This window comes from Pseudomonas sp. MG-9, assembly GCF_018729515.1.
Classification (GTDB): Bacteria; Pseudomonadota; Gammaproteobacteria; order Pseudomonadales; family Pseudomonadaceae; genus Aquipseudomonas; species Aquipseudomonas serboccidentalis.
The window spans coordinates 776209-790042 of sequence record NZ_JAHHZH010000002.1; the positions used below are offsets into that span (position 1 = coordinate 776209).

Consider the following 13834-nt stretch of genomic DNA (forward strand, 5'->3'; position numbering starts at 1 on the left):
TGAACGTCCTACGGAAACCTTATGATCCCTGCCTCCCTCACCATCGAAACCGGCCTGCAAACCGAACAGGATTTGCTCGCTTCCATCTGCGCCGGCGACGCCGAATTCGGCCTGCTGTTCTGGCAGCCCAGCGATCGCGCGCTGGTCATGCCGCGCCGCCTCAATCGTCTGCCCGGTTTCGAACGGGCCTGCCAAGTCTCCGCCGCGGCCGGCTGGCCGGTGCTGCTGCGTGAAACCGGTGGCGAGCCGGTTCCGCAATCGGCTTCAACCATCAACATCGCGTTGGTCTACGCTCCGCCCCGCAGCGAAGGCGATCTGAATCGCATCGAAACCGGTTACCGGCGCCTGTGTGATCCGATCTGCGAATTGCTGGATGAACTGGGTGGCTCGTCGTCTCTGGGTGAAATCGACGGTGCGTTCTGCGACGGACGTTTCAACGTCAATCTCGATGGGCGCAAGATGGTCGGCACGGCCCAGCGCTGGCGCCAGAGTCAGGGCGGTCAACGCCCAGTGGGCCTGGTGCACGGGGCGATGCTGGTGGATAACGAGCGCGAGTCGATGGTTGCGGCGGTCAATCGCTTCAATGAAGCTTGCGGTCTGGAGCAGCGGGTGCGGGCTGAAAGCCACATCGCCCTGCACGAGAAATTCGCCGCGCCAAATGCATTGGCGCGTCTGGATGAGCTGTTTCGTTTGATGCTGGCGCAGGTCTACAGCGCCTGAGGTTGCGCGTTTAGCGCGTGCCGAAGACCACCATGGTCTTGCCTTTCACATCGACCAGGTTGCGCTCTTCAAGATCCTTGAGCACGCGACCGACCATCTCCCGCGAACAACCGACAATCCGCCCGATTTCCTGACGGGTCACTTTGATCTGCATGCCGTCCGGGTGGGTCATCGCGTCGGGCTGCTTGCACAACTCCAGCAGGCAACGGGCCACACGACCGGTGACGTCGAAGAACGCCAGATCGCCGACCTTGCGCGTGGTATTGCGCAGGCGTTGTGCGATTTGTCCGCTGAGGACGTAAAGAATGTCTGGATCCTGCTGCGACAATTCGCGGAACTTCACGTAGCTGATTTCGGCGATTTCGCATTCGACCTTGGCCCGCACCCAGGCACTGCGTTCCTGTTCCTGGCCCGCCTGTTCGAACAGGCCCAACTCACCGAAGAAATCCCCGGCATTGAGGTAGGCGATGATCATTTCGCGACCGTCGTCATCCTCGATCAGGATGGTCACCGAACCTTTGATGATGAAGTACAGCGTGTCCGAACGATCGCCCGCGCAGATGATGTTGCTCTTGGCCGCATGGCGACGGCGCTGGCAATGCATCAACAGCTTGTCGAGGTTCTTGATTTTGGGTGTGGGGGTAATAGCAACCATGGTTGTATCCCGAAAAGACTGCACGGTAATGTTTGATTTTTTTATGAGGCGCTGAAGGCGGTCGCTACACAGGCTGACAATTGGCGCCAGCGAATTGGCGCCAGCTTACCAGACACTTCGTCGCAAATTCGAGAAATTACCTACGTTGCAAAGGCATCCGTCCTAGGAGCGACGCGCGCTGTCAAAGCAAAGGCCTGTGCTAAGCTGGCGACCCTTTTTTCTACAGTGGAGTCTTGGCGATGAAGGCACGCATCCAATGGGCTGGCGAAGCCATGTTCCTCGGCGAATCCGGTAGCGGTCATGTCGTGGTCATGGACGGTCCGCCGGACGCCGGTGGTCGTAATCTGGGTGTTCGCCCGATGGAAATGCTCCTGCTGGGCGTTGGCGGTTGCAGCAACTTCGATGTGGTCAGCATCCTGAAGAAGTCGCGTCAGGCCGTTGAAAGCTGCGAAGCGTTCCTCGAAGCCGAGCGTGCAACCGAAGATCCGAAGGTGTTTACCAAGATCCATATGCACTTCGTGGTCAAGGGTCGCGGCCTCAAAGAAGCCCAGGTCAAACGCGCCATCGAACTGTCTGCCGAGAAATATTGCTCGGCCTCGATCATGCTCGGCGCGGCCGGCGTGGCGATCACCCACGATTATGAAATCGTCGAACTCGGTTGAACCGACATTCAACTATCATAAAAGCAGTGCAGACTCTGGCGATCCCTCGCTGACGTCTGCATAATGCGCCACTTTTTTCAGGGCTGTGATCGGTCAACCGACGGGTCATTCGCCTGAACAGATAACCAAAATCGCCATCGCGAAGAGGTGTTAACCGTCCTACGCAGGTGCGTTGTTCGCATTTGACGGGCATGCTTGATCACGCGGCTGCGCCGCATACATAGAGAGTTTTTAACGGTGAAAAGCAAACTCAAGCTCCACGGGTTCAATAACCTGACAAAGACCTTGAGCTTCAACATCTATGACATCTGCTACGCGGAAACCCCGCAAGACCAGCAGGCTTACGTCGAGTACATCAATCAAGAGTACAACGCCGAACGCCTGACGCAGATCCTCACGGAAGTTGTCGAAATCATTGGTGCCAACATTCTGAACATTGCCAGTCAGAACTATGAGCCTCAGGGTGCCAGCGTCACGATTCTGATCTCGGAAGAGCCGGTAACCCCGACTGACAGCCAGATCGAAGAGTCCCCGGGTCCATTGCCCGAAATCATCCTTGCCCACCTCGACAAGAGCCACATCACGGTGCATACCTACCCGGAAATCCATCCGGATGCCGGTATTGCGACGTTCCGTGTGGACATCGACGTGTCGACCTGTGGTGTCATTTCACCGCTTAAAGCGCTCAACTTCCTCATTCACCAGTTCGATTCGGACATCGTGACTGTGGATTACCGTGTGCGCGGCTTCACCCGTGACGTTGAGGGTAACAAGCACTTCATCGATCACGAGATCAACTCGATCCAGAACTACCTTTCCGAAGACACCCGCGACGCGTACCAGATGACCGACGTGAACGTGTACCAGGAAAACCTGTTCCACACCAAAATGCTGCTGAAGAACTTCGAACTGGATAACTACCTGTTCGGCGACGCCACCAGCAACCTGTCCTCCGAGCAGCGTGCTCAGGTGACCGAGCGTGTGAAACACGAAATGCTGGAAATCTTCTACGCGCGCAACATGCCGGCGTAAGAGTTTTCGGGCACAAAAAAGGCGACTACTTTGCGGTAGTCGCCTTTTTTATTGCCGAAACACAGAGCCCTGTGGGAGCTCGCTCGCGAAGAGGCTCTGCCAGACAACGCTAAAGTCAGATCCTGTAGGTGCTCTTGGTCATCACCTTCGCCAACAGACTCATCCCGAACTTCACCGGCGCCGGAAAGCGGAAACCGCCGGCATCCAGTGCACTCTCCGCGTGATGTTCTTCATCAATGCGCATCTGCTCCAGAATCGCCCGGGACTTCTCGTCTTCGGCCGGCAATTGCTCAAGGTGCTCGTTCAAGTGCTTGCACACCTGGTGCTCGGTGGCCGCGACGAAACCCAGGCTGACCTTGTCACTGATCAGGCCGGCCACGGCGCCAATGCCGAATGACATCCCGTAGAACAGCGGGTTGAGCACGCTGGTGTGGCTGCCCAGTTGATGGATGCGCTGCTCGCACCACACCAGATGATCGATCTCTTCTTCCGCGGCGTGCTCCATGGCTGCACGCACCTGCGGCAACTTGGCGGTCAGCGCCTGACCCTGATACAGCGCCTGGGCGCAGACTTCACCGGTATGGTTGATGCGCATCAGGCCGGCAACGTGGCGGGTGTCTTCGTCGCTCATCTGCACTTCAGGCTGCACAATGGCTGGCGACGGACGGTAAGCCTGGCCGCTGAAGGGCAGCAGGGTGCGCATCGCGGCATCGGCCTGCAGCAGAAGACGGTCAATCGGCGAGTAGTGACGTTGGGTAGTCATGCTGACCTCCGGGAAAAATCTCGATGGCCAGTTTAACCGAATCGGCCGGGGAAGGTTTGCGCTGGGTCATTTGGCAGGCGGTCGAACTTTTTGTGGGAGCGAGCCTGCTCGCGAAGGCGTTGTATCAGGCGGCGACATGTTGAACGTGCCGGCGTCTTCGCGAGCAGGCTCGCTCCCACAGGGAATTGGTTGCGTTTTAGCCCGGTGGCCAGTTCATCTGACGCTGACCCAGAACGTGCATATGAATGTGATAGACGGTCTGCCCACCTTGTTCATTGCAGTTCATCACCACCCGGAAGCCTTCTTCGCAGCCCAGCTCCAGCGCCAGACGCTGGGCAGTGAACAGAATGTGCCCGGCCAGTGCCTTGTCGTCTTCGGTCAGGTCATTGAGGGTGCGTACCGGCTTCTTCGGGATCACCAGAAAATGCACCGGTGCCTGAGGGGCGATGTCGTGGAACGCCAGAACCTGGTCGTCCTCGTAGATGATCTTGGCCGGAATCTCCCGGTTGATGATCTTGGTGAACAGAGTATCCACTGCTGTTTTCTCCGTTGTGTGGGCTGGCCTGAGTGTACTCATGGGAAATGGCTCCGCCCAGTGTTTTGCCGTAGGACAGTTCAACGCGGGCAGTAAGCTTTGTTGATCATGCCGACGATGGTGCGGTTGAGCCAGCGCGAGCCTAGGCGCGGCAGGAAGGCGAACCAGCGGTTGCGCCGTCCCGGAATGATGATTGCGCGGTTTTTTTCCAGCGCGCGCACGGTGTAAAGCGCGACTTCCTCGGGACTCATCAGCAGCTTGCTGTCCTTGAGTTTGTCGCTGTTGAGCTGTGCAGTGCGGAAAAACGCGGTGCGGGTCGGGCCGGGGCAGAGCACCGATACCTTGACCGCGCTCTGTTTGAGCTCAACCCGCAGCGCTTCGGAAAAGTGCAAGACGTAAGCCTTGCTGGCGTAGTAAGTGCTCATCCACGGGCCGGGATTGAACGCCGCCACCGAGGCCACGTTGAGAATCTGCCCGCCGCCCTGCAGGGCCATGCTGTTACCAATGGCGTGGCACAGGCGAGTGAGGGCGAGGATGTTCACTTCGATCAGGTCCTGCTCGGTCATCCAGTCCTGTGCCAGAAACGGGCCGCAGGTGCCGATGCCGGCGCAGTTGACCAACAGATCGATCTGTCGGTCGCCTTCTTCCAGCTCCAGCAGGAAACCGGACAGGCGCAAAGGCTCGCCGAGGTCGCAGGCGCGGAACAATACCTCCACGCCAAACCGCTGGGTCAGTTCGATTGCGATACTTTCCAGCTGATCACGCTGTCGGGCCACCAAAATCAGGCTGCGGCCGCGCCGGGCCAGGGCTTCGGCCATGGCCAGGCCGATGCCGCTGGAGGCGCCAGTGATCAGAGCGTAACGGGTCATGCAATTCTCCATCGCAACAGCTCCGCGCCAGCGACGCAGGTGTCACGGCGGGGAGCGTTGTTCATTCTTTCGCAGAGTCTACAGGGGCCGGAGCGGCTTCGGCTGCATCCTCCTCCGAATTCGCCGCGGGTTCGGTCTCGACCTCGACTTCATCAGTGGTGACCGAGCCGCTTTCGTAGCTGCTTTCGAGGTTGGTTTCATATTCCTGCTGAATGGCCGAGATGCCGCCCAGCATGCCGCCGACAAATATCAGGGCGACGAACACGATCCACAGCGAGCACAGCACCTTGACCGCGGTGCTGTTGGGTGGCGGCGGCGCGCCGTAACGGTTGGCGCCGGTGTTGCCCGGTACGACCATGATCACCAACGGGAAGAAGCTGCCCACGAAGGGCACCAGATTCAGCAACCATAACCAGCCGGACCAGCCGATATCGTGCAGACGCTGCACGCTGAACAGGATGCTGACAATGATGAAACCGAGAAACAGGAAGAACGCAAAAATGCCGCCGATGATCAGGCCGGTGGTGGAGTCGCCGCTGACCAGGCCGAGACCGATCAGGGCGAACACGCCAATGATCGGCAGGGTCACCAGGCTCAGCACCATTGTCCAGGCGAGGAAGCGCAGGCGACCGATCCGCCCTTCAACGCTGAATGGCTTGAGCGTAGCGAATGCCGGCAGGTTCTCGCCGACGTTGGCGCGTGGCGGTGCGTAGGGGGAGTCCGGTTCTGCGACGGTAGTCGGGTGTTCGTGCACGTCAGCCAGATTCAGCTCGATCGCCGTTTCGCTTTCGATCCGTGCGTCGATCCCGGTCTTGCCCAGTGCTTGCAGATAGGTCTGTGCATCACTGTGGGACAGGTCGCGCTTGAGGGCGATGGTATTGCCGTTGAACAGGCGCTCAATGCCGGCGACATCGCTTTTGAACAGGGCCGCCAGATTAAGCTTGGCGGTGGTGAGATCGACTCCGGGCTGTAGAGCGCCGTCGAAAACGATCTTGTAACGGGGTTCGCTCATGGCCGTGGCATCCTTGTCGCGAATGAATAGAGGATCGAATTGTAAGGCCAGTCGGTCGGCAACCGGCCTGGTTTTTCTCAGCGAGGCCAGCGTTTCGGCAACTGCGCTGCGTGTTCCAGCGCCTGACGATATTCCGCGTCGAGCCGGGTAATCAACTGATCCACACTCGGCAGGTCGTCGATTTGCCCTACGCCCTGGCCGGCGGACCACACAGTCTTCCAGGCCTTGGCTTCATCGTTGATCGGTTTGAGCTTGTCACCGAAATTGACCTCGCCCTTGCCTTGCAGCGCGGCCATGTCGAAACCTGCCGCTTGCAGGCTTTGGCGCATGAAGCTGGCCGGCACGCCAGAGACCGCAGGAGTATGAATGATGTCTGCCGCTTTGGCAGTCAGCAGCATCTGCTTGTAGGCGTCAGGCGCATGGCTTTCGGTGGTACCGATAAATCGCGTACCGAAGTAGGCCAGATCCGCGCCGAGCAGTTGTGCGGCGAGAATCTCATGGCCATGGTTAAGGCATCCTGCAAGCAACAGGGTTTTATCGAAAAACTCACGGATCTCGGCGATCAGCGCAAACGGACTCCAGGTCCCGGCATGGCCGCCGGCACCCGCCGCGACAGCGATCAAACCGTCGACCCCGGCCTCGGCCGCTTTCTCGGCATGGCGGCGGGTGGTCACATCGTGGAACACCAGGCCGCCGTAGCTGTGAACCGCGTCGACCAGTTCCTTCACCGCGCCGAGGCTGGTGATGACAATCGGCACTTTGTGTTCGACGCAGATGTTCAGGTCTGCCTGCAGGCGCGGGTTGCTGTTGTGAACGATCAGGTTCACGGCATACGGCGCCGGGTTGTCCAGCGTCGCCAGTCCTGCTTCGATTTGCTCCAGCCAGGCTTTGAAACCGCTGCTTTCGCGCTGGTTCAGGGCCGGAAAACTGCCGACCACGCCGTTGCGGCAGCAGGCGAGCACCAGCTCCGGGTTGGAAATCAGGAACATCGGCGCCGCCACGACAGGCAGGCGCAGACGTTGTTCGAGCAGAGCGGGCAGCGACATTGGAAATCCCCCGAAGTGTGGTGCCTATAGAAGTTAGAACGGCTTGACCACGACCAGAATTACGATAGCCAGCAATATCAGAACCGGCACTTCATTGAACCAGCGATAAAAGACATGGCTGCGGGTGTTCTCGCCACGGGCGAAACGTTTTACCTGCGCGCCGCACATGTGGTGATAACCGATCAGTAACACCACCAGGGTCAGCTTGGCGTGAATCCAGCCGCCCATGCTGAAGATGCCTGGATTGAGGTAGATCAGCCAGCCGCCGAAGATCAGCGTGGCGATCATCGCCGGGCCCATGATGCCGCGATACAGCTTGCGCTCCATGATGCTGAAGCGTTCCTTGCTGACGGCGTCTTCACTTTGCGCGTGATAAACGAACAGCCGCGGCAAGTAGAACAGTCCGGCAAACCAGCACACGATGCTGACGATATGAAACGCTTTGATCCACAGATAGAGCATTTTTAGTTATTCCCTGATTCACGGTAAGCCGGATAGTAGAGGCTTGTGCATCCGCACGTCACCTTGACGGTTGTCGCAGGCGCGCGCGGCCCCTATTATCGACGGCTTTCCAGTGGGTTCGTTGAGGGCAGGTTTATGGTCAAGGTCGGTATCGTCGGCGGCACGGGTTACACCGGTGTCGAACTGCTGCGTCTGTTGGCACAGCATCCGCAGGCAGAAGTGGTGGTGATCACTTCTCGATCCGAGGCCGGTCTGGCTGTGGCTGACATGTACCCGAACCTGCGCGGCCACTATGACGGCCTGGCATTCAGCGTGCCGGACATCAAGACCCTGGGGGCTTGCGACGTGGTGTTCTTCGCCACGCCGCACGGCGTCGCGCATGCTCTGGCGGGTGAGTTGCTGGCGGCGGGCACCAAGGTCATCGACCTGTCGGCGGACTTCCGTCTGCAAGACGCTGAAGAGTGGGCCAAGTGGTACGGCCAGCCGCACGGGGCGCCGGCGCTGCTGGACGAAGCGGTTTACGGGCTACCGGAAGTCAATCGTGAGCAGATCAAGAACGCGCGCCTGATTGCCGTTCCGGGTTGCTATCCGACCGCGACACAACTGGGTTTTCTGCCGCTGCTGGAAGCAGGTCTGGCCGATACTTCGCGTCTGATCGCCGACTGTAAATCCGGTGTCAGCGGCGCCGGTCGTGGCGCAGCTGTAGGCTCGCTGTACTCTGAGACGTCGGAAAGCATGAAGGCTTACGCGGTGAAAGGTCACCGTCACCTGCCGGAAATTCGCCAGGGTCTGCGTCGCGCCGCCGGTAAGGACGTTGGCCTGACCTTCGTTCCGCACCTGACGCCGATGATCCGTGGTATTCACTCCACGCTTTACGCGACCGTGGTTGATCGTTCAGTGGATCTGCAGGCACTGTTCGAAAAGCGTTATGCCAACGAGCCGTTCGTCGATGTGATGCCGGCTGGCAGCCATCCGGAAACCCGCAGCGTGCGCGGTGCCAACGTCTGCCGCATCGCGGTTCACCGTCCGCAGGATGGCGATCTGGTAGTGGTGCTGTCGGTGATCGACAACCTGGTCAAAGGGGCGTCGGGTCAGGCGGTGCAGAACATGAATATCCTGTTCGGGCTGGACGAGCGCTTCGGCTTGTCTCACGCCGGTATGCTGCCATAAGGGCAGCTACAAGTTGTAAGCGGCAAGCTTGAAGCTCACAGCTTGAATCTTGCCGCTGCTCCTCTAATAGTTGACCGATTTTCTAGGACAAGCGGATAATGCGCGTCATCACGCATTATGGCGGCGTAACGCCGGGAGATAGTCAGCATGAGCGTCGAATCCTTCACCCCCACGGCTTTGCAATTCACCCAAGGTGCTGCGCACAAGGTGAAGAGCCTGGTCGATGAAGAGGGGAATGATCGCTTGAAGCTGCGCGTATTCGTTACGGGCGGCGGTTGTTCAGGGTTTCAGTACGGTTTCACCTTCGATGAAGATGTGGCCGAGGACGACACCATCGTCGAGCGCGAAGGCGTGAGTCTGGTGGTGGATCCGATGAGCTTCCAGTACCTGGCCGGTGCCGAAGTCGACTACCAGGAAGGTCTGGAAGGTTCGCGCTTCGTGATCAAGAACCCGAATGCCACCACGACCTGTGGTTGCGGTTCTTCGTTCTCGATCTGATCGCACTGCGCTGCACACAACAAAACGCCGCAGAGCCTTACGGTCCTGCGGCGTTTTTTGTTGCCTGAGTTTTGCTCAGTTGGGGTAGATCGCGCCGAGTACGCGCAGGCCTTTGGCGCCAGTGACACTCGGGCGATTGGCGGCAATGCCTTCGAGGCAGCAATGGGCCAGCCAGGCGAAGGCCATGGCCTCGACCCAGTCTGGATCGACGCCGTGGCTGGCCGTGCTGGCAACGATTGCATTGGGCAGCAGGTCCGCCAAGCGTTTCATCAGTGTGGCATTGTGCGCGCCACCGCCGCAGACCAGCATTTCCCGGGTATCGGTTTGAGCGCTTTGCAACGACTCCACGATGGTCAGTGCTGTCAGCTCCAGCAGCGTAGCCTGGACGTTTTCAGCGGCAAAGGTCGGCAGTCTGGACAGGTGTTGTTCCAGCCAAGGCAGGTTGAACACTTCCCTGCCGGTGCTTTTCGGGCCTTTGGTCACGAAGAACGGGTCGCTTAGAAGCGCTTTCAGCAATGCGGGCTCGACTTTGCCGGTGGCTGCCCATTGGCCGTTGCGATCGTAGTTTTCGCCGCGTTGCTGGTGAATCCAGGCATCCATCAGCACATTCCCAGGGCCGCAGTCGAAACCGGCTACAGGCCTGGTTGGCTCAATCAGGCTGAGATTGCTGAAACCACCGACATTCAACACCGCACGGTTACCGGTACGCTCTTCAAACAAAGCCTCGTGGAAGGCAGGCACCAGCGGGGCGCCCTGACCACCTGCGGCCACATCGCGGCTACGGAAGTCACTGACAACAGTGATGCCGGTCAGCTCTGTGAGTAGCGCAGGATTGCCGATCTGCACGGTGAAACCACGGGCTGGTTCATGGCGAATGGTTTGCCCATGGCTGCCGATCGCGCGAATGGCTTCAGGCTTGAGTTGCTGTTGGTCGAGCAGGGTATGGATCCCCTGTGCGGCGAGTTGCACCCAGTGCTGCTGGGCGATTGCCGAGCGGGCAATTTCGTCAGGGCCGCTGGCGCACAAGCTCAAGAGCTCAGTGCGCAGGGCGTCAGGCATGGGGATGTAGTGTGTGGCGATCAGCTTGATCGCCTGGGTCTGTTCGATCAGCGCGATGTCCAGTCCATCGAGGCTGGTTCCGGACATCACACCGATATAGAGGGCCATGGCTTAACGCTTGCTCGAAGCCAGCATGGTGGCTTTCTCTTGGTCCATGCGCGCCATCAACGGCTGGCTCTGCGCAAGGAAGCGCGCACGCTCGGACTTGGCGATCGGATCGGCCATCGGCAGCTTCTGACCCAGTGGGTCGACGTGAACGCCGTTGACCTGGAACTCGTAGTGCAAGTGCGGGCCGGTGGATAGGCCAGTGGTGCCGATATAACCGATCACCTGACCCTGCTTGACGGTGCCGCCGGTCTTCACTCCTTTGGCGAAGCCCTGCATGTGCCCGTAGAGCGTACGGTAGGTGTTGCCGTGCTGGATGATCACGGTGTTGCCGTAGCCGCCGCGGCGACCGGCCAGCAGTACTTTACCGTCGCCAGCAGCCTTGATTGGCGTACCGCGTGGCGCTGCGTAATCGACGCCTTTGTGGGCGCGGATCTTGTTGAGGATCGGGTGCTTGCGTCCCATGGAGAACTTCGAGCTGATGCGGGCGAAGTCCACCGGTGTACGGATGAACGCCTTGCGCATGCTGTTGCCATCGGCGGTGTAATAGCTGCTGTTGCCTTGCTTGTTGGTGTAACGCACGGCGGTGTAGGTCTTGCCGCGGTTGGTGAAGCGTGCGGACAGGATAGGGCCAGTACCGACGGCCTTGCCGTTGACCACTTTCTGCTCGTAGATTACGTCGAATTCGTCACCCTGGCGGATGTCCTGGGCGAAGTCGACGTCGTAGCCGAAGACGCTGGCCATATCCATGGTCAGGCTATGGGAAAGACCGGCGCGAGCGGCGGATTGTGACAGCGAGCTATTGATGACGCCGTGGACGTAAGCTGTACGAACGGTAGGTTTGGCGGTGACCCGGTTGAACGCATAGCCCTTGTCATTCTTGGTCAGGGTGATGGTTTCTACGTCACTGACCTTGCTGTGCAGGCTGGTCAGTTGGCCTTCCGGGTTCAGTTCGAATTCGAGTTTCTGGCCGTGTTTGAGCTGGCTGAACTGTTTGGCTTGTTTGTCGCTGGCCAATACCTCATGCACGGAAGCGGCTGGCAGGCCGACCTTTTCAAACAGGGTGGACAGAGTGTCACCCTTGGCAACGATCACTTCCCGATGGCCGGGTGCCTTTGGTTTTTCGGCAACCGGAGACGGCGCCGGTGTGGCTACAGCGGTTTGCGGGGTGTTTTCTTCAGTATTTTCGATCTGGGCAAATGGCGAAGCGACGGGCTCATTTGTGGCTTGAGCCGCGTCAGCAGCGTCTTGATCTTGTGTCAGTTGTTCAGCAGGACTTTCCAGTTCAAGGCTCAGGGTCGTCTTTTTGGCTTCAACATCACTGGAAGGGAATACCAGGAGCGCCAGGCTGAGAAGGGCGGCGATTCCACTTGCGGCGAGCAGGTGGGTCTTCGGGTAAAGCGGTGGCGCTTTAGACGGTTCAGTGGTCATAAGTAGTTTTGACTTTGAAAAAGATGAATTGGAAAAGATGAATGACATGATGAAGATGAAATAACTGTATAAAATATAACCAAATCATCCCCGAAGCAAGTCTACAGACACCCTGTCTGTAGATTGGTGTCCGTGCGCCGGGCAAAACTTGTAATTGGTGCACGATCTTGTATGGTTGGTTCCCTTTGAATCTGAGCCTTGCGGGTCTGTTATGAAGTCGGTTGAAGAGCAGCTAGCGCTGATTAAACGTGGTGCGGAAGAACTATTGGTCGAGTCCGAGCTGATCGAGAAGCTCAAGCGCGGCCAGCCGCTGCGTATCAAGGCTGGTTTCGATCCAACCGCTCCGGATCTGCACTTGGGTCATACCGTGCTTATTAATAAGCTGCGCCAGTTCCAGGAGCTGGGGCATCAGGTGATCTTCCTTATTGGCGACTTCACCGGGATGATCGGTGACCCGAGCGGCAAAAGCGCCACTCGCCCTCCGTTGACTCGTGAGCAGGTACTGGAGAATGCCGAGACTTATAAGTCTCAGGTATTCAAGATTCTTGATCCGGCCAAAACCGAAGTTGCGTTCAACTCCACCTGGATGGATCAGATGGGGCCGGCGGACTTCATTCGTCTGACGTCGCAATACACCGTCGCTCGCATGCTGGAGCGCGATGACTTCGACAAGCGCTACACCACCAATCAGCCAATCGCTATCCATGAGTTCCTCTACCCGCTGGTTCAGGGCTACGACTCGGTTGCTCTGCGCGCCGATGTCGAGCTGGGCGGTACCGATCAGAAGTTCAACCTGCTGATGGGGCGTGAACTGCAGCGTGGTTATGGTCAAGAAGCTCAATGCATTCTGACCATGCCGTTGCTTGAAGGTCTGGATGGCGTGAAGAAGATGTCCAAATCGTTGGGCAACTACGTCGGCATCCAGGAAGCGCCAGGTGTTATGTACGGCAAGCTGGTTTCGATCCCGGATGCGTTGATGTGGCGTTACTTCGAGTTGCTCAGCTTCCGTTCGATGGATGAGATCAATGCATTTCGCGCAGATGTGGAGGCGGGGGCCAACCCACGCGACATCAAGATCAAGTTGGCGGAAGAAATTGTTGCGCGTTTCCATGGTGAGGAGGCGGCAGCCAATGCTCATCGTGCAGCGGGCAACCGTATGAAGGATGGCGAGCTACCGGATGATCTGCCAGAGATCGAACTGACTTCTGCTGAAGATATGCCGATTGCTGCTGTCCTTAATAAGGCGGGTCTGGTGAAGAACTCGGCGGCGGCGCGCGACCTGTTGGCTTCTGGTGGTGTGCGGGTTGACGGTGAGGTGGTTGATCGCTCCTTTATATACGTACTGGGCGCGACCCACGTTTGCCAGGCGGGCAAGAAGGCATTTGCACGTATCACGCTGAAATCTGAATAAAGTTGAAGATAGGGGTTGACGGCGAATTCTAGAGGTCTATAATTCGCCCCACTTCCGGCGCAGTCGAAACGGAAAACTCCTTGAGATTCAATGAGTTATACGGTTTTCGACAGTGGCTTGCTTCAGTTCATCGAAGCCTGGAAGGCGTTGAAAATGCCGGCGTGTCCGGTGCTTTTAACGGTTCGATCTTCTCGGTCGAAAGCGGTGAAAAAGAGGTGTTGACAGCAGCGTGTAACGCTGTAGAATTCGCCTCCCGCTGACGAGAGATCGGAAGCGCAAGTGGTTGAAGTTGTTGAAGAAATCTTCGAAAACTTCTGAAAATAATCACTTGACAGCAAATGAGGCTGCTGTAGAATGCGCGCCTCGGTTGAGACGAAAGATCTTAACCAACCGCTCTTTAACAA

16 protein-coding genes are annotated in these 13834 nt (G+C 58.3%); 6 read left to right on the plus strand and 10 right to left on the minus strand.

What is annotated here, in order from left to right; genetic code table 11:
* Nucleotides 1-21 precede the first annotated feature (21 nt).
* On the plus strand, nt 22-720 hold the full coding sequence (locus KKQ10_RS08180) for a lipoate--protein ligase family protein (protein ID WP_215500753.1): 699 nt from the start codon (nt 22-24) through the stop codon (nt 718-720).
* A gap of 10 nt (nt 721-730) precedes the next feature.
* Here KKQ10_RS08180 and crp read toward each other — a convergent pair whose 3' ends face one another.
* Nucleotides 731-1375 (minus strand): cAMP-activated global transcriptional regulator CRP, encoded by a 645-nt coding sequence (crp, locus tag KKQ10_RS08185; RefSeq protein WP_003228797.1) that lies wholly within the window; start codon nt 1373-1375, stop codon nt 731-733.
* A gap of 239 nt (nt 1376-1614) precedes the next feature.
* On the opposite strand from crp, the gene KKQ10_RS08190 reads away from it, so the two are divergent.
* Together KKQ10_RS08190 and speD are read left to right on the plus strand one after the other, a co-directional pair.
* Nucleotides 1615-2037 carry an OsmC family protein gene (locus tag KKQ10_RS08190; protein WP_003228794.1) on the plus strand — a complete coding sequence of 141 codons (423 nt, stop codon included), beginning with the start codon at nt 1615-1617 and terminating at the stop codon, nt 2035-2037.
* Between the two features lie 237 nt (nt 2038-2274).
* Nucleotides 2275-3069 carry an adenosylmethionine decarboxylase gene (speD, locus tag KKQ10_RS08195; RefSeq protein WP_027610737.1) on the plus strand — a complete coding sequence of 265 codons (795 nt, stop codon included), beginning with the start codon at nt 2275-2277 and terminating at the stop codon, nt 3067-3069.
* Nucleotides 3070-3184: 115 nt separating this feature from the next.
* On the opposite strand, the gene coq7 is transcribed toward speD, so the two are convergent.
* The 6 genes from coq7 to hemJ form a co-directional block, all read right to left on the minus strand.
* A complete protein-coding gene (gene coq7 / locus KKQ10_RS08200; RefSeq protein ID WP_127647766.1) occupies nt 3185-3832 on the minus strand; it encodes a 2-polyprenyl-3-methyl-6-methoxy-1,4-benzoquinone monooxygenase in 648 nt (215 codons plus the stop codon).
* 196 nt (nt 3833-4028) lie between these two features.
* The gene (locus KKQ10_RS08205; protein ID WP_127647765.1) at nt 4029-4367 is read right to left on the minus strand and encodes a histidine triad nucleotide-binding protein; all 339 of its coding nucleotides are present in this window, start codon (nt 4365-4367) and stop codon (nt 4029-4031) included.
* An 80-nt stretch (nt 4368-4447) separates the two neighbouring features.
* Nucleotides 4448-5236, minus strand: a complete 789-nt coding sequence (locus KKQ10_RS08210; protein WP_127647764.1) for an SDR family NAD(P)-dependent oxidoreductase — start codon at nt 5234-5236, stop codon at nt 4448-4450.
* 61 nt (nt 5237-5297) lie between these two features.
* Nucleotides 5298-6248, minus strand: coding sequence for a DUF805 domain-containing protein (locus KKQ10_RS08215; protein ID WP_215500754.1), 951 nt, complete (start codon nt 6246-6248; stop codon nt 5298-5300).
* Nucleotides 6249-6325: 77 nt separating this feature from the next.
* A complete protein-coding gene (locus KKQ10_RS08220) occupies nt 6326-7294 on the minus strand; it encodes an NAD(P)H-dependent flavin oxidoreductase (protein WP_127647762.1) in 969 nt (322 codons plus the stop codon).
* Between the two features lie 33 nt (nt 7295-7327).
* Complete coding sequence (gene hemJ, locus KKQ10_RS08225) at nt 7328-7756, minus strand: protoporphyrinogen oxidase HemJ (RefSeq protein ID WP_127647761.1); 429 nt, start codon at nt 7754-7756, stop codon at nt 7328-7330.
* Between the two features lie 135 nt (nt 7757-7891).
* Between hemJ and argC the strand changes: the two genes are divergently transcribed.
* Nucleotides 7892-8926 carry an N-acetyl-gamma-glutamyl-phosphate reductase gene (gene argC, locus KKQ10_RS08230; RefSeq protein ID WP_215500755.1) on the plus strand — a complete coding sequence of 345 codons (1035 nt, stop codon included), beginning with the start codon at nt 7892-7894 and terminating at the stop codon, nt 8924-8926.
* A 147-nt stretch (nt 8927-9073) separates the two neighbouring features.
* The gene (gene erpA, locus KKQ10_RS08235; protein WP_003228776.1) at nt 9074-9424 is read left to right on the plus strand and encodes an iron-sulfur cluster insertion protein ErpA; all 351 of its coding nucleotides are present in this window, start codon (nt 9074-9076) and stop codon (nt 9422-9424) included.
* Nucleotides 9425-9499: 75 nt separating this feature from the next.
* Here erpA and KKQ10_RS08240 read toward each other — a convergent pair whose 3' ends face one another.
* A complete protein-coding gene (locus KKQ10_RS08240; RefSeq protein ID WP_215500756.1) occupies nt 9500-10591 on the minus strand; it encodes an anhydro-N-acetylmuramic acid kinase in 1092 nt (363 codons plus the stop codon).
* A gap of 3 nt (nt 10592-10594) precedes the next feature.
* On the minus strand, nt 10595-12019 hold the full coding sequence (locus tag KKQ10_RS08245) for a peptidoglycan DD-metalloendopeptidase family protein (protein ID WP_127647759.1): 1425 nt from the start codon (nt 12017-12019) through the stop codon (nt 10595-10597).
* Between the two features lie 211 nt (nt 12020-12230).
* Between KKQ10_RS08245 and tyrS the strand changes: the two genes are divergently transcribed.
* Nucleotides 12231-13430 (plus strand): tyrosine--tRNA ligase, encoded by a 1200-nt coding sequence (gene tyrS, locus KKQ10_RS08250; protein WP_215500757.1) that lies wholly within the window; start codon nt 12231-12233, stop codon nt 13428-13430.
* 122 nt (nt 13431-13552) lie between these two features.
* Here the strand turns inward: tyrS and KKQ10_RS08255 are convergent.
* Nucleotides 13553-13834, minus strand: a 282-nt coding sequence (locus KKQ10_RS08255) for a hypothetical protein (protein WP_215500758.1), incomplete at its 5' end; no start/stop codon positions are given.